Below are 21,505 nucleotides of genomic sequence, written 5' to 3' on the forward strand. Positions count from 1 at the left end.
GCTATAACCTTCGATACGCCAAAATAGCAAGGCATTCATAAAGGTTATGGGGGAAGAGGGATGGCCCAAACGCTCAATCTGCGGCAGATCGAGGCTTTCAAGGCCGTCATCGAGCACGGCACGGTCAGTCAGGCAGCGGCGGTGCTGGGTGTTACGCAGCCGGCGGTGAGCAAGCTGCTGGCGCACCTGGAAGCGGATACAGGGCTCAGCCTGTTCGATCGGGTGCGCGGCAAACTGGCCGCGACCCGGCACGGCATGCGCCTGTACGAGGAGGTCGATCGAATCTTCGCCGGGCTGCGCCAGGTCGAACAGGCCGTCGATTCCATCCGTCGCGACGAGCAGCGCACCTTGATCGTGGGCGTCCTGCCAGCGCTGTCGGGTTCCTTCATCCGCCGCGTGACCATGAACTTCCTGCGCCAACATCCGGACGTCCGCTTCAGCATCCAGTGCCGCGGTTCGCACCTGCTGGCGGACTGGCTGGCGACGCGGCAGATCGACGTGGCCCTGGTCGGCAGCCGCGTCGACAACCCCTACATCGACCGCGAGCCCATGTTCCAGCATCCCTTGATGTGCGCCTTGCCGGTCAATCATGAATTGACCCGCAAACGCGTGCTGCGGCCGCGCGATCTGGACGGGCTGCCCTTCATCGGCTTCAGCGCCGACAGCCAGACGCATGGGTTGGCGCAGGTCGCTTTCCAGCAGGCGCGCGCCAAGCTCAATGTGGTGCTGGAAACCAGCACGTCGCCGACGGCTTGCGAGTTCGTCGCCGCGGGTTTGGGGGTGTCCTTGATTCATCCGCTGTTTGCCGATGGGTTTCAGAATCGCCTGGTGCTCAGGCGTTTCGATCCGGAAATGCAATTCCACTTCCAGCTGTGCCGCGTCCATGCTTCGCGCAACGACAGCCTAGTGGAAACCTTTGTCCAGGAAGCCCGCAGCGTGGCGGCGCAGGTGTCCCAGGAATTGCGCTGAGCGATGAGTCATCGGCGGCCGGTTCAGGAAACAGCATTCAGGAATCCTGCCCCGGCGCCGCCATGTCTCAAGTCGTGACTCAACCGGCGTCTCAACGCTTGACGCTGGTCTTCTCCGTGATGGGCGGTTGCAGGTTCAGCGCGCCCTTCAGGTCGTAGCCATAATTCACGGCGTCGCCGTGCGCCCAGACCTGCTTCAGGCCGAACAGGGGAATGGCGCAAACGTCGTCGTGAATCTTGACCTGTGCGTCCTTCCACAGCGCCAATTGCTTGGCCGCGTCCGGTTCGATCCGCGCCGCGCGGATGTCGGCGTCAGCCACCGTGCAATGCGAGAAGTTGGACATGGCGGCGGGCGCCCCGATGGCGGACGCCGAGTCGTAGAACTCGGTCAGATAGTTGTCCGCGGTGGGGAAGCGGGCCGCGCCGTAGAACACCAGGGCGCTCAGGTCCTGGCGGCTCTTGGCCTGGTAGGTGGCGTGGTCGACCACCTCCATGTTCAGCTTGATGCCGGCCTTGGCCAGCTGCGCCTGGACGATCTCCATGATGGGCTGCTGCGCCGAGATGTTCGACACGACGGACTTGATTTCAATCCCGTTGGGGAAACCGGCCTCGGTCAGCAACTGCTTGGCGCGCGCGATGTCATGCTTGTACGCGCCGGCGCTGCAATCTTCGCCCAGGTAGCCGTTGGGGACCACAGAGCAGCCCTTGTCGGCCACGTCCTTGCCCGCATAGCGGACGATTTCATCGACGTCCACGGCTGCGGCGATGGCCTGGCGCACCTTGGGATTGTCCAGCGGCTTGACCGTGCGGTTGAGGTGCAGTGTGCGGAATTCGGCGGGATCGAAGATGTCGACCTTCATGCCGCGCTTGCTCGACCGCTCCACCCAGCGCTGTTCGCGCTTGCCTTGCATGACGTCGATTTCGCCGGACGTGAAGGCCAGTTCGCGGGCGCTGTCCGACGGGATCATGCGGTAGACGAGGGCGCCCAGCAGCGGCTTGCCGCCGAAGTAATTGTCATTGGCGACCAGCTTCACGTATTGCTGGGTGACGTGTTCGCCAAAGGCAAAGGGACCGGTGCCGACGGGCGCGCCGCCGAATTTGTCGCCCAGCTTTTCAGCGGCTTTCTTGCTGACGATGTTGCCGCCGTGGTAATTCGAGACGCGGCCCAGGAAGGCGGCATCGGGGTATTTCAGGGTGATTTTGACGGTGTAGTCATCGACTGCTTCGACCTTGTCCAGCAGGTCAAAGTTGTTGGCGAAGCTGGACCGCTTGGGGTCGGCCGCGCGCTGCAGGGAATAGACGACGTCCTCGGCCTTCAACTCACCGTAGCCGGCGTGGAACTGCACGCCCTTGCGCAGATGGAAGGTCCAGACCTTGCTGTCGGGCGAGCTTTCCCAGGACGTGGCCAGATCCGGCTGCAGGGCCTTGGGATCGGCGCTACCGGCGGGGAAGCGCACCAGTGCATCGAACATTTCGGACGCAACGCCCTTGTCGACGGTCGACGTGGCGCGATGGGGATCGAGCGTCGCGTTATCGGCGGCGCCGGAGCTGATGCGCAGTTCGGGACGGTCGGCGGCATGCGCCGCGCCGTGCAGACAGGCACCCGCGGCGAGCAGGGCGGTGGCAAGGACAGACAGGACTGGGCGTTTCATGTATTCCCCTTTTATTCGTAGCCGTGTGGAGTCGTCGGTGATGCTTGTTGCGGACGATCGCAAGGTAGAACGTGGGACACATAGCGTCAAAGTCCTTGGGAGCCTAATCCTATTCCTGAAGGTTATGGGATGGGTGTCGCGATGCAGGACATGCCCGGGCCAGGCTGCTGTCAGGCTTCCCGAATAATGGTTATTACCAAGCCGGCTTTGTTACAAAATAGGCTTCGCCACCCCGCGATCCTCCCCTAGTTCTGTATCTCTTTCCTCAAATGCGCGACGAAGGCCTTGCACGCTTCCGGCAGTGGCCGTCCCGCCAGGGTCTGAACTTCGAAGTGCCGCTCGTTCATCTCCCGGTCGCGCAAGGGCACGCAAACCACTTCGCCCCGACGCATCCGTGCGCGGATGGCAAGCTCTCCGCAGAAGGCCACGCCGCCCGATTCGGCGGCGAAGCTGATCAAGGCATCCAGATGGTGACTGGTGAACGCGGGCTCGTAGACGAGCTGCTGGCGGCTGCAACTGATCTCCAGCAGTTGCCGCAGCGTGGAGGCGCGATCCGGCAAAGCCAGCGGGTAGGGCGCCAGTTGCGCCAGCGACAAGGACCGCTTGCCGGCCAGCGGATGCCCTGGGGCCAACACCGCCATCACCGGTGCCGGGCTGCGTAGCTCTACGCGGATATCACGTTCGGAAGTCAGGCTGAGCGTCAAGCCGATGTCCGCCTCGCCGTCGCGGATGCGGCGCGGGATGTCGTGCTGAGACCCGGTCTCCAGCGAGAAACGAATGCCGGTGTACTCGCGCCGGAAAGAAGCGATCAGGGCAGGCGCGAAGCCGAAGGCATAGCCTTCAGTCGTCACCAGCCGGATCTGGCCCTGGCGCACGCCGCGCAGCGCCAGGATGTCGCTGCCCAGCCGGTCCAGGTCCTGGCGCACCCGTTTGGCGTGGGCGGCCAGCAGTTCCCCGGCGGCATTGGGCACCATGCCGCGCGCGCGGCGCTCGAACAGCAAGGTGTCCATCTCCCGTTCCAGTCGGGCGATCTGACGGCTGACCGCCGAGGGTGCGATCTCCAGCCGTTCGGCGGCCTCGGTGACCGAACCGCAGCGGACGACTTCAAGGAAGTAGCGCAGGGCAGGGCTCTGCAGGGCAATAGGGTCCATGGGTGTGTACGCCAGTCATGCAGGGTGCGAATTGCCGCCCACAAGCGAAAAAAAACCGCTCAGGGTATTCCCGAAAGCCGCAATGGCTCCACTGAGAGCATTGCCGAATCGGCAACGATGGATTCTACGCGTTGATCTTGTTGCACGCCGTGGCCATGCCTAGGATGACAGCGAGGTTGCAGTACATCGCCCGATCAGCGATCCCTCGCAGTGAGATAGACATGCCTCGGAAGGCGTGCGTTGGAAATACCGCCCATCCACCAGACCTTTAGCCATCTAGCCATGAAACTCCAAGCGCTCCTCGCCCTTACCGTCGCATGTACCGCGGGATGTATCGCCACCGCGCCCGTCCATGCGGCCGGCACCTTCCCCTCCAAACCCATCACCCTGGTCGTGCCGTTCCCGCCAGGCGGCGCCACCGACGTAGTCGGTCGTGTATTGGCCCAGGGCCTGACCAAACAACTGGGGCAGACCGTGATCGTCGAGAACCGCGCCGGCGCCGGCACGGTGATCGGGGCGTCCTATGTGGCCCGCGCCGCGCCGGACGGCTATACCTTGCTGGCCAGCTCGGGCACCACGTTCACCATCAACCCCGTGGTGCGCAGCGACCTGCCCTATGATCCCATCAAGAGTTTCCAGCCTATCGGCATCGTCTCGCGCACCGGTCTGATCCTGATCGCCAATCCCCAGGTGCCCGTGCATGACATCGCGTCTTTCCTGGCCTATGCGAAGGATCCCGCCCACCCGAACACGCCTTATGGCTCCTTCGGCAGCGGCACCACGTCCAACTTCGTGGGCGAGGCATTCGCGTCGGCCGCCGGCATCAAGCTGACCCATGTGCCTTACAAGGGCAGTTCGCCAGCCATGGCCGACCTGATCGGCGGCCAGATCCCGTTTTCCGTGGACACGGTGGCCGCCGCCTTGCCGCAGATCAAGAGCGGCAAGATCAAGGCGATCGCCGTGTCCGCGCCACAGCGCTCATCCTTTTTGCCTGACGTCCCGACCTTCGCCGACCAGGGCTACCCGCAGATCGCCATGGATACCTGGTTGATGGTGGTGGCGCCGCACGGCATCCCGGCCGATGTGAAGACCAGGCTGGAAACCGCCCTGGCGGCGGTCGTGGCGGACCCGGACGCCCGCAAGAGCCTGGAGGCGCAAGGTTTCGAGGTGGCGTTCCAGGATGCGGCTGCCGGCTCGGCACTAATTGCCAAGGAACTGCCACAGATGCGCGAAATCGCGCAGCGTGCCAACATCAAAGTGGATTGAAGGCCACGTCGGCGCGCGCCCGGCCGTCCCGGATGTTCAGAGACGGCCGCAACCAACACTTGAACGAGACAAGACATGCCAGCTTCTTCCTCTCTGCTTGCCCTGGATGCCGTCGAGTTGCGGCGCTTGATTGGCGCCCGCCAGCTGTCGCCGGTCGAACTGCTGGAAGCCAGCATCGCCCGGATCACGGAGGTGAACCCCTACGTCAATGCCGTCACCGCCACCGCCTTTGACCGCGCGCGTGAGGAAGCCCGCGCGGCCGAGCAAGCCGTCATGCGTGGCGATCAACTGGGCCTGCTGCACGGCCTGCCGCTGGGTGTGAAGGACCTGGAACCGACGGCGGGTCTGCTGACCACCTTCGGCTCGGCGATCTATCGCGGCAACGTGCCGGACCAGGACGTCGAGCTGGTGGCGCGCCTGCGACGCGCGGGCGCCATCGTCACCGCCAAGACCAACGTCCCGGAAATGGGCGCGGGCGCCAACTCGCGCAACACCGTGTGGGGCGCCACCGGCAATCCCTTCAATCCCAATCTGAACGCGGGCGGTTCGTCGGGCGGGTCGGCCGCCGCGCTGGCCTGCGACATGCTGCCGGTCTGCACGGGTTCGGACACGGGCGGCTCGCTGCGCATTCCGGCTGCCAAGTGCGGCGTGGTGGGTTTCCGTCCGTCACCTGGCGTGGTGCCCAGCGTGCGCAAACTGCTGGGCTGGACGCCGATCTCGGTGGTCGGACCCATGGGCCGCACGGTGGCGGATGCCTGCCTGCAACTGGCTGCCAGCGCGGGCCCGGATGCCGGCGATCCCTTGAGCTATCCGCTCGATCCTTTGTCCTTCCTGCGCCCCGGCGTGGCTGACCTGGGGCGCTTGCGCGTGGCCTATACCGAAGACTTCGGCGTCTGCGCCGTCGACAACGGCATCCGCGCCACCTTTCGCGAGAAGATCGCCGCCATGCGCCATCTGTTCGCCGCCTGCGATGAGGTGACGTTCGACATGAGCGAGGCCCATCGCTGCTTCGACGTGCTGCGCGCGGAGTCCTTCGTTGCCGGGATGCGCGCGGCCTACGAGAAGGATCCGTCCAGCCTGGGGCCGAATACCCGCATCAATTACGAGATGGGCGCGGCCATGAGCATGAAGGACAGCGCGTGGGCGCAAGCGGAGCAGACCCGCCTGATCAAGCAGTTCCAGAAGGTCTACGCGGACTATGACCTGGTGCTGTCGCCGACCACGCCGGTATCGCCGTTCCCCTGGACCACGCTCTACGCCGACACCATCAACGGGGAAAAGCAGGAGAACTATTACCGCTGGCTGGGGTTGACCTACGTCATCACGCTGACCACGCATCCCGCCATTTCCCTGCCTTGCGGACGCGATCACCAGGGCATGCCGTTCGGCCTGCAGGTGGTGGGCGGTTTCCGCGGCGACCATGCATTGCTGGCCGCCGCCCAGGCCATGGAGCAGGCCTTCGCCGGCACGGCCAGCCTGGCGCGGCCGCGGCCGGACCTGACGGCCCTGGCGCGCGCGGAGCCGCCGTTGACGTCCATCGTCACCACGCCGCCCATCCTGGACGGGCAGGGCGGCGCGACGGCCACGTCGGCCGTTTGATGGCAGTTCGTTTGATGGCAGTTTTACGGCGGACAGTGCGATGACGCGGAATTTCGATGCATTGGTCCTTGGCGCCGGCATCATCGGCGTGTCGGTCGCCGTTCACTTGCAGGCGCGCGGCCGCGCCGTGGCGCTGATCGACCGGCGCACCCCGGGCGAGGAGACATCGCACGGCAATGGCGGATTGATTCAACGGGAAGGCGTGTATCCCTACGCCTTCCCGCGCAGCCTGGGCGCGCTGCTGAAGTACGCCGGCAACCGCGCGCCCGACGTGCGCTACCACGCCAGCGCGCTGCCGCGCGTCGCGCCTTTCCTGGCGCGTTACTGGGGCCACTCGGCACCCGCGCGGCACGCGGCCATCGCCAGGCACTACGCCACCTTGATCGAGCATTCCGTGACGGAGCACCGGACGTTGGCGCGGATGGCCGGCGTGGCGGACATGATCCGGCCGTCGGGGTGGATCAAGGCCTTTCGCCTTGCGGCGACGCAGGATCGCGAACTGCGCGTATCGGAAGAATGGCGGCGTGACTACGGCGTGGCCTACGAGGCCTACGACGCGGCGGGCTTGCGCGCGATCGAGCCGCACCTGAGCGGGCTGGTCGGCGCGCTGCGTTACACCGATGCCGATACGGTGGGCGATCCCGGGGCCCTGGTGCGGGCGTATGCCGCGTATTTCGAGAAGCTGGGCGGCACCCTCATCAAGGGCGATGCGATGAGTCTGGACCCCGGATGGCGCGTCGACACGGACGTGGGGCCCGTGCAGGGCAGCGCCGCCGTGGTGGCCATGGGCCCGTGGGCGGGCGACCTGGGCCGGCGCCTGGGTTACCGCCTGCCGCTGGCGGTCAAGCGCGGCTATCACATGCACTACGCGGCACAGCCGGGCGCGCGCCTGGCGCATCCGGTGCTGGACGCGGACAACGGTTTTCTGCTGGCGCCCATGGCCCGCGGCATCCGCGTGACCACCGGTGCGGAATTCGCCTTGCGTGATGCGCCGCGCACGCCGGCGCAGGTAGCCGCCGTCGAGCCGCTGGCGCGCGAGATATTTCCGCTAGGCGGTCCGGTGGACAATGAAGCCTGGATGGGCGCGCGGCCCTGCACGCCGGACATGATGCCCATCATTGGCCCCGCGCCGTCGCATTCGCGCCTGTGGTTCGCCTGTGGCCACGCGCATCACGGCCTGACCCTGGGGCCGGTCACCGGCCGCCTGATCGCTGAAATGATCACGGGCGCGGAGCCTTTCGTCGATCCGGCGCCTTACGCCATGACGCGGTTTTAACGGGAGCGTTTGGCAAAAGTCTTCGGCAAACAATTTTGCCGAATTCGTTTGACGGAAGTAAGCAGAGGCATAAGCTTCTGGTGTCATCTTCGTAGAAAATAAGAATATCGCGACTCTATCGTTCCCGTCGCCGCGCCATGGGACTAGCATGACTCATCTTTCAAGCGAGCCTTGTGCCATGAGACATTCCTTCCTTTCCTCCCGCCTGCCGATGAGCCTTGCCGCTCAGGGCCTGGCGCGGGTGCGCCAGCAAGCGCTGGCGACATCCGAGCGCCGCCGCGCCCGCGCGCATGACATGAACCTGTCCGTGAATCGTCTGCTGGCGGTGTCGGCCGACTACTTCCTGGCCGCGCCGAAGTCGGAATAATGCAAGGCCGGCGTCATTCGAACTTGCGTGGCCGCAGCCCCGCGTGAAACCACGTGATCATCGAATAGATGTCGTACACAGGCAGCCCCGTGGCGGCCTGCAGCGCAGCGGCGTAGGGTGGCATATTGGTGCATTCCAGCACGATGGCGCCCACTTCAGGATGACGGCGCACAAGGTCGGCCCCCGCATCAAGGATGTCCTGCTGCGCCAGATCCACGTCCATATCCGTCTTTTCGGCCTTGATCAGGACGCGGAAAAATTCCTTGCCGTTCTCCGTGCCCGCGCACGGAATATCCAGAGGCACGTTGACGGCCTGCAGATGCTGCGGCGTCAGCGTTGCGCCGCTGACCGTGAGGATGCCCACGCGTTTGCCCGGCGGCAACGTGGCCTGCACCCAAGGCACCTGCATCAGGGATGAGGTCGCCACCGGCACATTCAGGCGGGCCGAAAACTCCTGCTGGAACAGCGCCAGAAAACCGCAATTGGTGGTGATCGCCTCGGCGCCCTGATCGATCAGGTCCTGCGCCGCTTCCACGAATGCATCGAGCGTGCCGCGGGCGCCTTGCAGGACGACTTTCTCAGGGCTGGCCCCTCGCACCACGCGGTACAGCACCGGGAAGGGCCAGGTCAGCCCGTTGCCCATGTCGCCCAGGATGCGCGGAAAGCGGGCATCCAGCATCAGGATGCCCAACGGCGCGCCATACAGCGACTTGCCGCCACGGGCGATACGGGAAGATTGCGTAGTCGGCATAGCGGTTCCTTGTGATTCAAGCGAGAATGTTCAAGCGAAACGTCGCGGCGAAAACGGCCGCAGATCGATATCCGTCGGTGTGCCCATCAATACCTGGACCACCAGACGTCCAGTTCTTGCGGAGCTCACCAGCCCCACGTGCCCATGACCGTAGGCATGCACGATGTCCGCGCTGGCACTGGCCGGGCCGATGCAGGGCAGGCCGTCCGGCATGCTGGGCCGGCAGCCCAGCCAGAAATCCGCCTCGTCTCCCAGGCCTGCCTGCGCCGACGCGCCGGCGACGGCTTCCGCCCGCGACAACTCCGGGAATATCCCCACCAACTGCCTGCGCAGGATACGGGCACGCTCCCAGTTGGGCGCGGCATCCGGCGCGGCGATTTCCACCTGGCCCGCCGCGCGCAGCCCCTGGTCGGTCCAGTTGACGACCATCTTGGCATCGGCGAACTGGGCCGAGGTGTGCACGCCCACGGGGGCATCGCGTATGACCACGTGATACCCGCGCTCGGCCGCCAGGGGCACGCGATCGCCGGCCTGGCCGGCCAATGCGCGCGCATGCACGCCTGTCGCGATGACGGCCTTGTCGCATGGGATCTCGCCGTGCTCCGTACGCACGGCGAGCAAGCGGCCATCCTCGATATGGAAACCCGTGGCACGGGTCGTATGCAGCTCGGCCCCCAAGGCCAGCGCCCGGCTGACCAACGCCGCCACATAGCGGCCCGGGTCGCGGCAACTGCCCGTCTCGGGCACCCACACGCCGAAGGTATAACGCGCGTCCAGCGCCGGCTCGCGCGCCCGCAAGGCCTGCGCGTCCAGCTCTTCCCACTCGATGCCTTCAGCGCGCCGGATGTCCCACGCGCGCTTGTCAGCGCGGAACTGGGCTTCGTTCAAGAACACATGCAGCAGGCCGCGCTGTTCGATCAGCTCGCTGACGCCGGCCCACGCCGCCTGCTGCTGGTGCAGAGCGGGCGCGTCGCGCAGCAGGGTGCGCAAGGCATGCGCCGTTCGTTCGACCCGCGGCCAGGTCCATGCCGCGCGCAGATAACGCCACAACCAGGGCAGGGCGCTGGGCAGATAGCGCCAGCGCACGGCCAGCGGGCCCAGCGGATCGGCTATCCATTTGGGAACTTTGCGCCACACGCCAGGCTCGGCCGGCGGCAGGATCGAATGCGACGACAGCCAGCCGGCGTTGCCATAGCTGGCCGCCTGCCTGCCACCTGGCGCATCCGGTTCGACCAGGGTGACGCGCAGGCCCGCTTCCAGGGCCCGCATCGCCACGGCCGCGCCGACCGCGCCGGCGCCGATCACCACGACGTGCGGCGCGTTGCTCATCTTGGCTGGGCGCCGCCGAAGTCCGCCGGATAGTCGCGGGCGTGCGACTGGGCGCGCGGATCCAGGCGGCAATGCAGGATGGCCGGTTTGCCGGACGCCAGCGCGCGCTCGAAAGCGGGCGCGAATTCCGCCGTGGTGGCCACGTGTTCACCGTGCCCGCCGAACGCGACCGCCATGGCCGCGAAGTCGGGATTGCTCAGGCGGGTCGCCACGACGCGGCCGGGGTAGTCGCGTTCCTGGTGCATGCGGATGGTGCCGTACTGGCCGTTGTCCACCACGACCACGATGATGGGTGCGTCGTATTGAACGGCGGTGGCGAATTCCTGGCCGTTCATCAGGAAGCAGCCGTCGCCCGCGAAGGCCACGACGACGCTGTCCGGCCGTTGGCGCTTGGCCATCACGGCGGCGGGCACGCCATAGCCCATGGAGCCGCTGGTGGGCGCCAGCTGCGTGCCGTAGCGATGGAAGCGATGATGGCGATGCAGCCAGCCTGCATAGTTGCCGGCGCCGTTGCAGATGATGGCGTCCTTGGGCAGGCGGTCGCGCAGCCAGGTGATGGCTTCGCCGTACTGGAAGTCACCGGGCAGTTGACGGGCGGTGTCGGTCCAGGCGCGGTACTCGGCATGCGCCGTCTCGGCCGTGCCGGCCCACACGGGTGCCTCGGGTACCGACAGGCTCTCAAGCGCGGCGCTGAAAGCCTTGGGGCTGGCCTGGATGGCAAGGGTAGGTTGATAGACGCGTCCCAATTCTTCAGCGCCAGGGTGAATATGCACCAGCTTCTGGCGCGGCACCGGTACGTCCAGCAAGGTATAGGACGACGAGGGCATCTCGGACAGGCGGCCGCCCACCAGCAGGATCAGGTCGGCGTCGGCCACGCGGGCCTTGAGCTTGGCATCGGGTCCGATGCCGATATCGCCGGCGTAGTTGGGATGGTCGGCATCCATCAGGGAAGCGCGGCGGAAGGACGTGGCCACGGGCAGTTGCGCGCGTTCGGCGTAGCGGGCAAAGGCCGCGCAAGCCTCATCGTCCCAACCCGAGCCGCCCAGGATGGCGATGGGGTTGCGCGCTTCAGCCAGCAGCGCGGCCATCTGCGCCAGGTCGGCGGGGGCGGGCCAGGCGGTGGCGGCTTCCACGCGCGGCGCATCCGGAACGCGGCAGGTTTCCACCAGCATGTCTTCCGGCAGCGCGATCACCACCGGGCCCGGCCGGCCCTGCATGGCGACACGGAAGGCGCGGGCGACCAGTTCCGGCACGCGGGCCGCGCTGTCGATCTCCACCACCCACTTGGCGATGCCGCCGAAGAAGGCGCGGTAATCCACCTCCTGGAAAGCTTCGCGCTCGCGCATGGAACGGTCGACCTGGCCGATGAAGAGAATCATCGGCGTCGAATCCTGCATGGCGATGTGAACACCGTGGCTGGCATTGGTGGCGCCGGGTCCGCGGGTAACGAAACAGACGCCCGGGCGCCCGGTCAGCTTGCCGTAGGCCTCCGCCATGATCGCCGCGCCGCCCTCGTTGCGGCAGGAAATCACTTCCACGCCGCTGTCGTAGAGCGCATCGAGCGCCGCCAGGTAGCTTTCACCCGGGACGCAGGTCAGGCGCTCCACGCCTTGGGCGCGCAGTTGATCGATAAGCACCTGGCCGCCGGTACGTTCGGGCCAGGAGGAGGAAGCAGCGGTCATGAAGAAATATCTCGCGGTGGGCACGGTCGCGGAAGGCGTCCATAGCGCGAAAAAGCTTATCACTTGACTGCATACACAACAAGTATCATCATCTGTATACAGAATCAAATACAGCAAAACTGCAGCAACACCAGGCCCCGCCGGGCCGGGGTCTTCACCTCGACGCGGCGGCTTCATGTTCGTGTTTGTCCAAGGGGTTACAAGCAATGAAACGTCGAGAACTACTGAGCCGCACCGCCATGCTGGGCGCCTACGCCACCGCGACCGCGGCGACGACGGCCACCGTGTTGCCGCAGACCGCCAACGCCCAGGCCGCCGCGCCACCGCCGCCGGCGGCAGGCCCGGCCAGCGGCTCGACCCTGGAGCGCGTCCGTTCCAGCGGCGTGCTGCGCATCGGGGTGATCGTGGGGCAGGCGCCATATTTCATCAAGAACCTGGCGGACGGCACCTGGAGCGGCGCCTGCCTGAAGATGGCGGACGACATCGCGTCCAAGCTCAACGCCAAGGTGCAGACCGTGGAAACCACCTGGGGCAACCAGGTGCTGGATCTGCAGGCCAACAAGATCGACCTGGCCTTCGCGGTGAATCCGACGCCGGAACGCGCCCTGGTGGTGGATTTCGCCACGCCCATCCTGGTGCATTCCTTCACCGCGGTGACGCGCAAGGGCTATCCGGCGCCGGCCACGTGGGAAGACCTGAACAAGCCGGAGGTCCGCATTGCCGTGGACATGGGCTCCGCGCACGACCTGATCGCGCGCCGCTACGCGCCCAAGGCCAATATCCTGGCCTACAAGTCGCGCGACGAAGCCGTGATGGCGCTGGCGACCAACCGGGCCGACGTCAACGTGGTGCTGGCCATACTGGCCTTGCCCATGCTCAAGAAGAACCCGACCCTGGGGGAGATCGCCATCCCGAAGCCGGTGCTGACCCTGCCCACCAATATCGCGGTGCGGCTGGAAGCCGACAAGCATTGGCGCGATTTTCTCAGCGTCTGGGCCGATTACAACCGCACCCTGGGCACCACCCGTGAGTGGTTTATCGCGGGCCTCGCCGAGCTGGACGTGAAGCAGGCGGACATTCCGCAAGCGGTGCAGTTCTAAGGAAATGGCAATGCGCGTCAGGGCGTTGGCTTCGCGGCCGGATATCATGTACAACCCGCGCCAGGAGCGCGCGCGGGGTTCGTCGCAACGCGCCACGGGCAAGCGGCGTTCTGACGCGCAATCCGTCCAGCGCTTAAATGGGCGGGAGTTCGGTATTTTTTCATGACAGCATCATCCACGGCCGTTCAGGCCAATATCTACGAACGCATCAAGGCGATGGCCACGACGTATCGGCTGCGCCCAGGCGAGCGCATCAACGAAGTCGAGCTGGCCCGGCAACTGGGCGTTTCGCGTACTCCCGTCCGCGAGGCATTGGCGCGCGTGGCCGCCGAGGGCTTCCTGATCGCCACGCCCGCGCGCGGCTTCACCGTGCGGGCCCTGGATGCCCAGCACATCCTGGCGCTGTACGAGTACCGGGCCACGGTAGAGCTGGGTGTCGTGCGCCTGGTCTGTCAGCGCGCCAGCGACGCGGATCTCGCCGCTTTACTGGCCTTTGCCGAAGAAAGCCGCGACGAACCGGAAACGGACGCGCAGGCCATCGGCCTGCTGTGGCGTGACGAGGCTTTCCACGAGCGGCTGGCCACGCTGGCCGGCAACGCTGAGTTCCTGCGTTCGGTGCGCTCCATCAATGAACGCATCCGCTTCGCGCGCTGGATCGACCTGCGCGCCCGCCGCGACCACACGCGCAACGACCATCCGGAGATCGTGCGCGCCTTGCAGAGCCGCGATCTGGGGCGCGTGCAGACCCTGATGGCGGCGCACATCGACCATCACCTCGATCACGTGATCGAGCTGACCCGGCGCAGCTACGCCGAAATCTATATGGGCAATGCCCTGGCGGATTACGCCGAGGCGCGCCTGGCGGGGCCGATGACGCCCGCCGATCTTTCACCCGATCCGAACAGTCAACCCACTTGAAGGCAATCAGTCTCCATGTCCACTTCTGAAAGTTTTGCTCCCGCCACCCCGTTGCGCCGCGCCCAGCGCATCGCCAACATCGAGGTTTCGGAAATCCTGCGCATCGGCGCGCGTGCCGCGCAGCTCAAGCGCGAAGGCCGCGACGTCATTGTGCTGGGCGCGGGCGAGCCGGATTTCGACACTCCCGACAACGTCAAGGCCGCCGCGGTGCGCGCCATCGAAGCGGGTGATACCAAGTACACGCTGCTGGACGGCACCTTGGCGCTCAAGCAGGCCATCGTCGGCAAGTTCAAGCGCGAAAACGGCCTGACCTTCGGCGTCGACCAGATCACCGTGGGCGCGGGCGCCAAGCAGGTGCTGCACAATGCACTGATGGCCACGCTGGACGAGGGCGACGAAGTGATCGTCGTGACGCCGTACTGGACGTCCTATGCCGACATGATCACTTTGGCCGGCGGTGTCACGGTGCAGGTGGCGGGTCGCGAGGAGAACGGATTTCTGCTGGATCCGGCCGACCTGGAAGCCGCCATCACGCCGCGCACGCGCTGGTTGATGCTGAACTCGCCGTCGAATCCCTCGGGCGCTGCCTACGACGAAGCCCGCCTGCGCGCCATCGGTGATGTGCTGTTGCGCCATCCCCATGTGTGGCTGCTGTCCGATGACATCTACGAACACCTGATCTATGACGGGTTCGAGTTCAAGACGATGGCGCAGATCGAACCGCGCCTGGCCGACCGCACGCTGACGGTCAACGGCTTGTCCAAGGCCTATGCCATGACGGGCTGGCGCCTGGGCTATGCCGGTGGTCCGCGCGAGCTGATCGCCGCCATGGCCGTGGTGCAGAGCCAGAGCACGTCCAATCCCTGCTCGATCTCGCAGGCCGCCGCCATCGAGGCGCTGAACGGCCCGCAGGACGTGCTGAAAGAGCGTCAGGCGTCCTTCTTGCGTCGGCGCGACCTGGTGGTCGACGCGCTCAATGCCATCGAAGGCATCCGTTGCCGCCGGCCCGAAGGTGCGTTCTACACCTTCGCCAGCTGCGCCGGCGTGCTGGGCAAGACCACGCCTGACGGCAAAGTGCTGGACACGGATGCGGACTTCTGCGCCTATCTGCTGAACTCGCATGACGTCGCCGTCGTGCCCGGCGGCATCTTCGGCCTGGCGCCGTATTTCCGCATCAGCTACGCGACGTCGGAAGCGCAGTTGAAGACCGCGATGACGCGTATCGCGGCAGCGGTGCAGGCGCTGCGGTAAAGAAAAGCCACCTTGGTCTGTTGATGGGCCAAGGTGGCTTGCGGTTTACATGGCGCGCTGCGTGGCGGCGGCCGTGGGGCCTTTATTGAAGCCCCATCGTCCCGCTTTCCTTGATCTCCGTTTCCTTGACCCAGCCGGTGTAGTCCTCGCCGCTCTTGGAAACGTACATGACCTGCATCCACTCCTTGTACGGCTTGTAGACCGTGACATGGTCGCCCTTCACGATGAAGGGTTGGCCGGCGACGCATTGCTCGTCGGGTGCGCTGCGCAGGTAAACCCTCTTCGACGGCGCGACAGGCTCGGCCGTGGCACCCAGCGGCGGGCGGAAATTATTGTCCGGCCCGGACAGTTTCTCGTTCAATTGATCGCACCTGGCATCGGCCCACGCGGGCGCCGCTGCGATGCTGCCGACGGCTATGCCGGCGAGCAGCGCGAACTTCATGAAATGGCGTAGGTGCATTGCGACTCCCTGGGATGCTCCCGATGAACGGCGGGTACCTTACCCCGAATTGCCTCTCAGCTTGCTGAAAGTGAAAACGCCGCGGAGGGTGACGGGGCTGAGCGCTGTCGTCTGCATGTCTCGTTCGGGTATCCCATCTGATAACGGTTAGGACTCAATTGATCAAAAGTTTGTAGCGGACAGAATCAGTCGCGCGCCTTCACAATGCTCTGAATTACAAGGAGACGGGCACCATGCCCGTCCCGATAACGGAGACAAGGATCATGCGAAAGACGCAATGGCTGCGCACGTGCGCGGTCGGCCTGGCATTTGGGATCGGCGCGGCAACGATGGCAAGCGCCCAGGCGGCGGACCGCTGGCCGGATCGGCCGGTTCGTATCGTGGTCCCTTATGCGGCGGGGGGCACCACCGACTTCGCCGCGCGCCTGATCGCCCAGAAACTGGCCGAAAAGACCGGCGGATCCTTCATCGTGGAGAACAAGGCGGGCGGGTCGGGCACGATCGGGACGCAACAGGTCGTGCGCAGTGACGCCAACGGCGCCACCTTGCTGGCCAACGATACGTCCTACGCCATGCTGCCGGGATTGTTCGCGAACCTGCCGTGGGACCATGCGCATGACCTGATCCCCGTGACGACCATGGTGCAGACGCCTGTCGTGCTCATGGTGCCGGCGAATTCCCCCTTCAAGACGCTGGACGAGTTGCGGGCTTATGCCAAGGCGCATCCGGGCAAGTTGAATTTCGGCTCGGGGGGCGCGGGTAGCTCCACCCACTTGCAGGGAGCGCTGTTCAACAAGGACGCCGGGGTGGATATCACCCACGTTCCCTACAAGGGAGCGGGCGAGGCCATGATGGGACTGGTGGCAGGACAGGTGGACGTGCTGATTACAGCGGCGCCCACGGCGATGCCGCAGGTCGATGGCAAGCGCGCCCGCGCCTTGGCGGTGACGGGAGCGAAGCGGCTGCCTGTCCTGGCCGAGGTGCCGACCTTCAGCGAAGCCGGCTTGCCGCAATTCGCCGTGGTGAACTGGTTCGGACTGGCCGCCCCCAAAGGCACGCCCGCCGCGGTCATCCAGACCATCGCGGCCGATGTGAAACAGGCGCTGGACGATCCGGCGCTCAGGAAGCGCTTGGCGGAGCAGGGCGCGGAGCCCGGCGGCATTTCGCCGGCAGAGTTCGGGGCGCGCATCACCAAGGAAACGGCCGTCTGGTCCGAGATCGCGAAAAGCGCGGGGATCACGCCGCATTGATGAATGCCGGTGCCGGCTGATGGCCGGCGCTGGCGTTGTTCCTACACTTTGTAGTTTGAGACCTTCAACCTTCAGGATGAGTATCCCGCCATGTGGAACCTGAGCTTTACCCCTCCCGAGATCATCGACGCGACGGTGCTGACCCGTCTGCCGGATCATTTCCGCCAGGCGCGCAAGACGGCCTGGAGCGAGGCGAACAAGCCCGGCCAGTTGCTCGAAAGCTTCCTGGAGGGCCCGTCCTTCGACCGCGAAGGCAATCTCTGGGTCACCGACATTCCCAACGGCCGCATCTTTCGGATCGACACCGCCTTGAACTGGACGGTGGCCGCCGAGTACGACGGCTGGCCCAACGGCAGCGCCTTTCACCGGGACGGCAGCCTGTGGATCGCCGACTACCGGCGCGGCATCCTGCGCTTGGAGCCTGGCGCGGCTGCGCCCGAACCAGTGCTGCCCCACAGGAATAGCGAGTCGTTCAAGGGCGTCAACGACCTGACCTTCGATGGCCGCGGCAACCTGCTGTTCACGGACCAGGGGCAAACGGGCCTGCAGGACCCGACCGGCCACGTCTATCGCCTGGAAGCGGACGGCCGGCTGGAAGCCTTGATCCGCAATGCGCCCAGCCCGAACGGCCTGGCGCTCAACGCCGACGGCAGCGTGCTCTATGTGGCGGTCACCCGCGCCAACGCGCTCTGGCGCGCGCCTTTGCCGGCCAGCGGCGGCACCAACAAAGTGGGGCAGTTCCAGACTTTCTTCGGCGCCAGCGGGCCGGATGGCCTGGCGGTCGACGTCAAGAACGGGGTGGCGGTAGGCCACGCGAGCCTGCGTGGCGCCTTCCTCGTCAACGTCCACGGGGAGATCACCCATTACGTGCGCAGCCCCGTGGGCGCCACGCTGACCAATCTGGCGTACCGGCCAGGCACGCGGGAGCTGATCATGGTGGAGTCGCAGACCGGGACGCTGTTGACGGCCACGCTACCCCATGAAGGCCTGCCTTTGTTCTCGCACGCCTGAACCAGGTGCGCACCTGAGCCGGGGGGAACCCCGGCTTGGGACCAGGCGGTCGCCGCTCAGGCGCTCCACCTGGAGTTGCGGATGACGCTGCAGAAATTGCCCGCCTTGAAGGACGCGTCCTTGTCCGCGATCACATCCGCCTTGACGTTGCCGAAGGTGGTATCGGGCTTGTGCTTGATCCCGTCGTAGAAGGCCTGGATGATGTCCTCCTTGAAATTGCCGCCGCGGGGATGCGCCTGGACGACGGCCTCGCGTTCGCGGTCGCTATATTCAGGATAGGTCAGGCCCAGGACGTCCATCTCCACGCCGGCGGTCACCAGGGCGACGACCGGATGCATATGCTGCGGGATCCCGGGAGTGGTGTGCAGCGCGATCGATGTCCAGACGGTGTCGATGTCCTGCTGCGCGATGCCGTGACCGCGCAGGAAATCGCGCGCGGCGTTGGCGCCATCCACTTCGAACCGCTCGCAGGCGCTGCTGTGTTGATGAGTCAGTCCCATGTCATGGAACATGCAGCCGCAGTAAAGCAGCTCGGGATCGTATTTCAAGCCGCGGTGCTGGCCGGCCAGGGCAGCGAAGTAGTAGACGCGGCTGGAGTGGTGGAAGAGCAGGGGGGATTCGGTATCGCGCACCAGCTCGGTGATTTCACGGGCGAGTTGGCTGTCCGGAATCTTAATGCCGGCGATGTCCAGGGTGTTCATGAGTCGTGCTCCATCATTTGTGAGAGGCGATGACCCATTGTCCTGCCGGGGTATGATGGCGTAAATTGGCGTGAGGCGCCAATTTCTGCCATTTCACTGGAATTGCGGCCACGCACTCATGTCCAAATCCATCGCCATTCTTGCCCTTCCCGGAGTGCAATTGCTCGACGTGTCGGGTCCCCTCGACGTATTCGCCCAAGCCAATGCGGAAGCGGGCGCCAAGGTATACGAACTGCGGGTGGTGGCCTGCGAGCCGGGGCCCATACAAAGCTCGTCCGGCGTGCGGGTGCTGCCGGATCTTGTGGTTGGCGATCCCCATCGATGCGATACGCTGTTGGTGGCTGGGGCCCCGCGGGCGGCCAGCATGCTGTTAAGCGAGGGCACGCTGAAATGGATACGCGCTACATCCCGGACGGCGCGCCGGTATGGCTCCGTATGCACCGGCGCGTTCGCTCTGGCCGCGGCGGGTTTGCTGGATGGTCGCCGGGCGACCACGCACTGGGCGGCCGCGGCAACCCTGGCGCAAGCCTATCCCCGTGCGACGATAGAGGACGATGCGCTCTACGTGCGCGACGGCAAGCTGTGCACGGCCGCTGGTGTGACGGCGGGCCTGGATCTGGCACTGGTCCTGGTCGAAGAAGATCTGGGACGTGACGTGGCGATGCGGGTTGCGTCCCAATTGGTGATGTTCTTCAAACGTCCTGGTGGACAGTTGCAGTTCAGCCGCAAGGGCGAGGCAGGGCCGTCGGGCCGTTCGGTCCTGCAAACGGTACAGCGCTGGGTCGCCGCCCATCCGGAGCAGGCGCACTCGGTGGAATCACTGGCACAGCATGCGGGACTCAGCGCGCGCCATTTCGCGCGGCTGTTCCACGCGGAGGTGGGCATGACACCCGCGGCCTGGGTGGAACTGACCCGTGTCCAGGCGGCTCGGGTCTTGTTGGAAGCGGGCATGGAAGCACCCAAGCAGGTCGCCGCCAAGTGCGGCTTCGCCAATGCCGACACCTTGCGCCGCAGCTTCGTGAAGCACGTGGGCGTGACGCCGGCGGCGTATCGGCGGCACCACGGCAAAGTCGGGTAAGCATGCCGGCTGGTCGAGCGGCGCGCGAATGCTGTATAAATACCCAGCATTTTTTCTGAAGCCTATGCCACCTCGCGGAGACACGAATATGAACGGCACTTGCTTATGCGGCACCGTCAGCCTGACAACTGGCGCGCAGAAAGAAATCGGCGCTTGTCACTGCACGTATTGCCGTCGCTGGAGCGGCGGCCCGATGCTCGCGGTGCATTGCGGGCCGGATGTGACCATCAGCGGGCAAGACCGGATATCGGTCTATCAGTCCTCCGACTGGGCCGAGCGCGCGTTCTGCAGCAACTGCGGCTCGCATCTGTACTACAAGCTGCTATCCAATGGCCATTACTTCGTGCCGGCCGGGATCTTCGATACGACGGATTTCGAACTCGTCAGCCAGATCTATATCGACAAAAAGCCGCCGTACTATGCCTTCGCCAACCAGACGCGGACGATGACCGAGCAAGAGGTCATTGCCGCCTACGGTACGCCGGACGCTACGTCGCAAGCATGACGCGCTGCGCGACAGGGGCATGACCCTTGCTTTGGCTGGGCATCGCTGAGATCCCTCAGTCCGCCTGGCTGGAGTAACAATCATGCCGCAATACCCCACGATCACTCCCATCCCCTTCGATCCTCAATTCGAACGGATTCCCGAAGATGAAAACGAAACCGCGCGCGGTCTGGTCGAGGCCTTGCGCGGCATCATCGAGAAGACCTATGAGGACTACGGCCACGCCGTGCGCAGCGTGCATGCCAAGAGTCATGGGCTGCTGACCGGGGAACTGGCCGTTTACGACGACATTCCCGACGTCCTGGCCCATGGCATCTTCAAGCGCGGCGCCCGCTATCCGGTGGTCCTGCGTATCTCCACCAATCCCGGCGATATCCTGGCCGACAGCGTTTCCACGCCGCGCGGCATGGCGCTCAAGGTGATCGGCGTGGAAGGCGAGCGCCTGCCCGGCGCCGAGGGTGCGGCCACCCAGGACTTCGTCATGGTCAATTCGCCGGCCTTCATGGCCAGCACGCCCAAGGAATTCCTGCGGTCGCTGAAGCTCCTGGCCAAGACCACCGACAAGGCCGAGGGCGGCAAGAAGGCGCTGTCCGCGGTGTTGCGCGGCACCGAAAAAGCCATCGAAGCGCTGGGTGGCGAGAGCGGGAAGATCAAGAGCCTGGGCGGCCATCCCGCGACCAACCCCTTGGGCGAGACCTATTACACCGTGGTCCCGCTGCTGTACGGTTTGTACTTCGGCAAGATCAGCGTGGCGCCCGTGTCCGCGGCCCTGACCGCGCTCAAGGACGCGCCGGTCGATGTGAGCGACGACCCCAATGCGCTGCGAGCGGCCGTCAACGCGTTCTTCGCGGAGCAGGGCGGCGAGTGGGAGGTGCGCGTGCAGTTGGCGACCGACCTGGACAGCATGCCCATCGAGGACGCCGCGGTGCCCTGGCCGGAAGACCAGAGCCCATACATTGCCGTGGGAAGGATCAACGTGGCGGCCCAACCCGCCTGGTCCGACGAAAAAGCGGCCGCCATCGACGATGGCATGGCCTTCAATCCCTGGCATGGCATTACGGAGCATCGACCGTTGGGCGGCATCATGCGCACGCGCAAGCCCGCTTATGAAATGTCCGCGCAGTTCCGTGGGACCCACAACGGCTGTCCGATGCACGAACCGTCGCGGGCTGAATAGCGCGGGCAAGCCC

At 65.6% G+C, this 21,505-nt stretch carries 20 protein-coding genes; 13 read left to right on the forward strand and 7 right to left on the reverse strand.

Going from position 1 to position 21,505, the window contains the following annotated elements:
• Positions 1 to 60: 60 nt before the first annotated feature.
• Positions 61 to 969, forward strand: coding sequence for a LysR substrate-binding domain-containing protein (locus ASB57_RS07340; protein WP_057651636.1), 909 nt, complete (start codon positions 61 to 63; stop codon positions 967 to 969).
• Between the two features lie 91 nt (positions 970 to 1,060).
• On the opposite strand, the gene ASB57_RS07345 is transcribed toward ASB57_RS07340, so the two are convergent.
• On the reverse strand, positions 1,061 to 2,620 hold the full coding sequence (locus tag ASB57_RS07345) for an ABC transporter substrate-binding protein (RefSeq protein WP_057651637.1): 1,560 nt from the start codon (positions 2,618 to 2,620) through the stop codon (positions 1,061 to 1,063).
• A gap of 245 nt (positions 2,621 to 2,865) precedes the next feature.
• Positions 2,866 to 3,771 (reverse strand): LysR family transcriptional regulator, encoded by a 906-nt coding sequence (locus ASB57_RS07350; protein WP_057651638.1) that lies wholly within the window; start codon positions 3,769 to 3,771, stop codon positions 2,866 to 2,868.
• Between the two features lie 282 nt (positions 3,772 to 4,053).
• Between ASB57_RS07350 and ASB57_RS07355 the strand changes: the two genes are divergently transcribed.
• The 4 genes from ASB57_RS07355 to ASB57_RS30955 all read left to right on the forward strand — a co-directional run bounded on the left by ASB57_RS07355 (position 4,054) and on the right by ASB57_RS30955 (position 8,279).
• A complete protein-coding gene (locus ASB57_RS07355) occupies positions 4,054 to 5,037 on the forward strand; it encodes a tripartite tricarboxylate transporter substrate binding protein (RefSeq protein WP_057651639.1) in 984 nt (327 codons plus the stop codon).
• A 75-nt stretch (positions 5,038 to 5,112) separates the two neighbouring features.
• On the forward strand, positions 5,113 to 6,636 hold the full coding sequence (locus ASB57_RS07360) for an amidase (protein WP_057651640.1): 1,524 nt from the start codon (positions 5,113 to 5,115) through the stop codon (positions 6,634 to 6,636).
• Between the two features lie 40 nt (positions 6,637 to 6,676).
• Positions 6,677 to 7,912: an FAD-binding oxidoreductase gene (locus ASB57_RS07365; protein ID WP_057651641.1), complete on the forward strand. Its 1,236-nt coding sequence runs from the start codon at positions 6,677 to 6,679 to the stop codon at positions 7,910 to 7,912.
• 178 nt (positions 7,913 to 8,090) lie between these two features.
• Positions 8,091 to 8,279 (forward strand): hypothetical protein, encoded by a 189-nt coding sequence (locus ASB57_RS30955; RefSeq protein ID WP_156414081.1) that lies wholly within the window; start codon positions 8,091 to 8,093, stop codon positions 8,277 to 8,279.
• Positions 8,280 to 8,292: 13 nt separating this feature from the next.
• Here ASB57_RS30955 and ASB57_RS07370 read toward each other — a convergent pair whose 3' ends face one another.
• The 3 genes from ASB57_RS07370 to ASB57_RS07380 are packed head-to-tail and all read right to left on the reverse strand — an operon-like array spanning position 8,293 to position 12,041.
• Positions 8,293 to 9,030 (reverse strand): aspartate/glutamate racemase family protein, encoded by a 738-nt coding sequence (locus ASB57_RS07370; protein ID WP_057651642.1) that lies wholly within the window; start codon positions 9,028 to 9,030, stop codon positions 8,293 to 8,295.
• A 30-nt stretch (positions 9,031 to 9,060) separates the two neighbouring features.
• The gene (locus tag ASB57_RS07375) at positions 9,061 to 10,359 is read right to left on the reverse strand and encodes an FAD-binding oxidoreductase (RefSeq protein WP_057651643.1); all 1,299 of its coding nucleotides are present in this window, start codon (positions 10,357 to 10,359) and stop codon (positions 9,061 to 9,063) included.
• Positions 10,356 to 12,041 (reverse strand): thiamine pyrophosphate-binding protein, encoded by a 1,686-nt coding sequence (locus tag ASB57_RS07380; protein WP_057655990.1) that lies wholly within the window; start codon positions 12,039 to 12,041, stop codon positions 10,356 to 10,358. The genes ASB57_RS07375 and ASB57_RS07380 overlap by 4 nt, the downstream gene beginning before the upstream one ends.
• Positions 12,042 to 12,247: 206 nt before the next feature.
• Here ASB57_RS07380 and ASB57_RS07385 point away from each other — a divergent pair, with 206 nt between their 5' ends.
• From ASB57_RS07385 to ASB57_RS07395, 3 genes are all read left to right on the forward strand, one after another.
• Positions 12,248 to 13,141: a transporter substrate-binding domain-containing protein gene (locus ASB57_RS07385; protein WP_057651644.1), complete on the forward strand. Its 894-nt coding sequence runs from the start codon at positions 12,248 to 12,250 to the stop codon at positions 13,139 to 13,141.
• A gap of 162 nt (positions 13,142 to 13,303) precedes the next feature.
• Positions 13,304 to 14,059, forward strand: coding sequence for a GntR family transcriptional regulator (locus tag ASB57_RS07390; RefSeq protein ID WP_057651645.1), 756 nt, complete (start codon positions 13,304 to 13,306; stop codon positions 14,057 to 14,059).
• A 15-nt stretch (positions 14,060 to 14,074) separates the two neighbouring features.
• Complete coding sequence (locus tag ASB57_RS07395) at positions 14,075 to 15,310, forward strand: pyridoxal phosphate-dependent aminotransferase (protein WP_057651646.1); 1,236 nt, start codon at positions 14,075 to 14,077, stop codon at positions 15,308 to 15,310.
• An 82-nt stretch (positions 15,311 to 15,392) separates the two neighbouring features.
• Here the strand turns inward: ASB57_RS07395 and ASB57_RS07400 are convergent, their stop codons facing one another.
• The gene (locus ASB57_RS07400) at positions 15,393 to 15,770 is read right to left on the reverse strand and encodes a hypothetical protein (protein WP_057651647.1); all 378 of its coding nucleotides are present in this window, start codon (positions 15,768 to 15,770) and stop codon (positions 15,393 to 15,395) included.
• 263 nt (positions 15,771 to 16,033) lie between these two features.
• Between ASB57_RS07400 and ASB57_RS07405 the strand changes: the two genes are divergently transcribed.
• A complete protein-coding gene (locus tag ASB57_RS07405) occupies positions 16,034 to 17,020 on the forward strand; it encodes a tripartite tricarboxylate transporter substrate binding protein (RefSeq protein WP_082621430.1) in 987 nt (328 codons plus the stop codon).
• Positions 17,021 to 17,110: 90 nt separating this feature from the next.
• Positions 17,111 to 18,031, forward strand: coding sequence for an SMP-30/gluconolactonase/LRE family protein (locus tag ASB57_RS07410; RefSeq protein ID WP_057651648.1), 921 nt, complete (start codon positions 17,111 to 17,113; stop codon positions 18,029 to 18,031).
• A 56-nt stretch (positions 18,032 to 18,087) separates the two neighbouring features.
• Here the strand turns inward: ASB57_RS07410 and ASB57_RS07415 are convergent, their stop codons facing one another.
• Complete coding sequence (locus ASB57_RS07415) at positions 18,088 to 18,732, reverse strand: HD domain-containing protein (RefSeq protein ID WP_057651649.1); 645 nt, start codon at positions 18,730 to 18,732, stop codon at positions 18,088 to 18,090.
• A 118-nt stretch (positions 18,733 to 18,850) separates the two neighbouring features.
• Here ASB57_RS07415 and ASB57_RS07420 point away from each other — a divergent pair, with 118 nt between their 5' ends.
• From ASB57_RS07420 to ASB57_RS07430, 3 genes are all read left to right on the forward strand, one after another.
• Positions 18,851 to 19,810, forward strand: coding sequence for a GlxA family transcriptional regulator (locus ASB57_RS07420; RefSeq protein ID WP_057651650.1), 960 nt, complete (start codon positions 18,851 to 18,853; stop codon positions 19,808 to 19,810).
• 88 nt (positions 19,811 to 19,898) lie between these two features.
• Positions 19,899 to 20,315 carry a GFA family protein gene (locus ASB57_RS07425; protein ID WP_057651651.1) on the forward strand — a complete coding sequence of 139 codons (417 nt, stop codon included), beginning with the start codon at positions 19,899 to 19,901 and terminating at the stop codon, positions 20,313 to 20,315.
• An 82-nt stretch (positions 20,316 to 20,397) separates the two neighbouring features.
• On the forward strand, positions 20,398 to 21,492 hold the full coding sequence (locus tag ASB57_RS07430; protein ID WP_057651652.1) for a catalase family protein: 1,095 nt from the start codon (positions 20,398 to 20,400) through the stop codon (positions 21,490 to 21,492).
• Positions 21,493 to 21,505 lie beyond the last annotated feature (13 nt).

The organism is Bordetella sp. N, from assembly GCF_001433395.1.
Lineage (GTDB): Bacteria > Pseudomonadota > Gammaproteobacteria > Burkholderiales > Burkholderiaceae_B > Bordetella_C.

Coding starts and splice junctions, on each gene's coding strand:
- ASB57_RS07340 (WP_057651636.1), top strand. CDS start 61: ATGGCCCAAACGCTCAATCTGCGGCAGATCGAGGCTTTCAAGGCCGTC.
- ASB57_RS07345 (WP_057651637.1), bottom strand. CDS start 2,620: ATGAAACGCCCAGTCCTGTCTGTCCTTGCCACCGCCCTGCTCGCCGCG.
- ASB57_RS07350 (WP_057651638.1), bottom strand. CDS start 3,771: ATGGACCCTATTGCCCTGCAGAGCCCTGCCCTGCGCTACTTCCTTGAA.
- ASB57_RS07355 (WP_057651639.1), top strand. CDS start 4,054: ATGAAACTCCAAGCGCTCCTCGCCCTTACCGTCGCATGTACCGCGGGA.
- ASB57_RS07360 (WP_057651640.1), top strand. CDS start 5,113: ATGCCAGCTTCTTCCTCTCTGCTTGCCCTGGATGCCGTCGAGTTGCGG.
- ASB57_RS07365 (WP_057651641.1), top strand. CDS start 6,677: ATGACGCGGAATTTCGATGCATTGGTCCTTGGCGCCGGCATCATCGGC.
- ASB57_RS30955 (WP_156414081.1), top strand. CDS start 8,091: ATGAGACATTCCTTCCTTTCCTCCCGCCTGCCGATGAGCCTTGCCGCT.
- ASB57_RS07370 (WP_057651642.1), bottom strand. CDS start 9,030: ATGCCGACTACGCAATCTTCCCGTATCGCCCGTGGCGGCAAGTCGCTG.
- ASB57_RS07375 (WP_057651643.1), bottom strand. CDS start 10,359: ATGAGCAACGCGCCGCACGTCGTGGTGATCGGCGCCGGCGCGGTCGGC.
- ASB57_RS07380 (WP_057655990.1), bottom strand. CDS start 12,041: ATGACCGCTGCTTCCTCCTCCTGGCCCGAACGTACCGGCGGCCAGGTG.
- ASB57_RS07385 (WP_057651644.1), top strand. CDS start 12,248: ATGAAACGTCGAGAACTACTGAGCCGCACCGCCATGCTGGGCGCCTAC.
- ASB57_RS07390 (WP_057651645.1), top strand. CDS start 13,304: ATGACAGCATCATCCACGGCCGTTCAGGCCAATATCTACGAACGCATC.
- ASB57_RS07395 (WP_057651646.1), top strand. CDS start 14,075: ATGTCCACTTCTGAAAGTTTTGCTCCCGCCACCCCGTTGCGCCGCGCC.
- ASB57_RS07400 (WP_057651647.1), bottom strand. CDS start 15,770: ATGCACCTACGCCATTTCATGAAGTTCGCGCTGCTCGCCGGCATAGCC.
- ASB57_RS07405 (WP_082621430.1), top strand. CDS start 16,034: ATGCGAAAGACGCAATGGCTGCGCACGTGCGCGGTCGGCCTGGCATTT.
- ASB57_RS07410 (WP_057651648.1), top strand. CDS start 17,111: ATGTGGAACCTGAGCTTTACCCCTCCCGAGATCATCGACGCGACGGTG.
- ASB57_RS07415 (WP_057651649.1), bottom strand. CDS start 18,732: ATGAACACCCTGGACATCGCCGGCATTAAGATTCCGGACAGCCAACTC.
- ASB57_RS07420 (WP_057651650.1), top strand. CDS start 18,851: ATGTCCAAATCCATCGCCATTCTTGCCCTTCCCGGAGTGCAATTGCTC.
- ASB57_RS07425 (WP_057651651.1), top strand. CDS start 19,899: ATGAACGGCACTTGCTTATGCGGCACCGTCAGCCTGACAACTGGCGCG.
- ASB57_RS07430 (WP_057651652.1), top strand. CDS start 20,398: ATGCCGCAATACCCCACGATCACTCCCATCCCCTTCGATCCTCAATTC.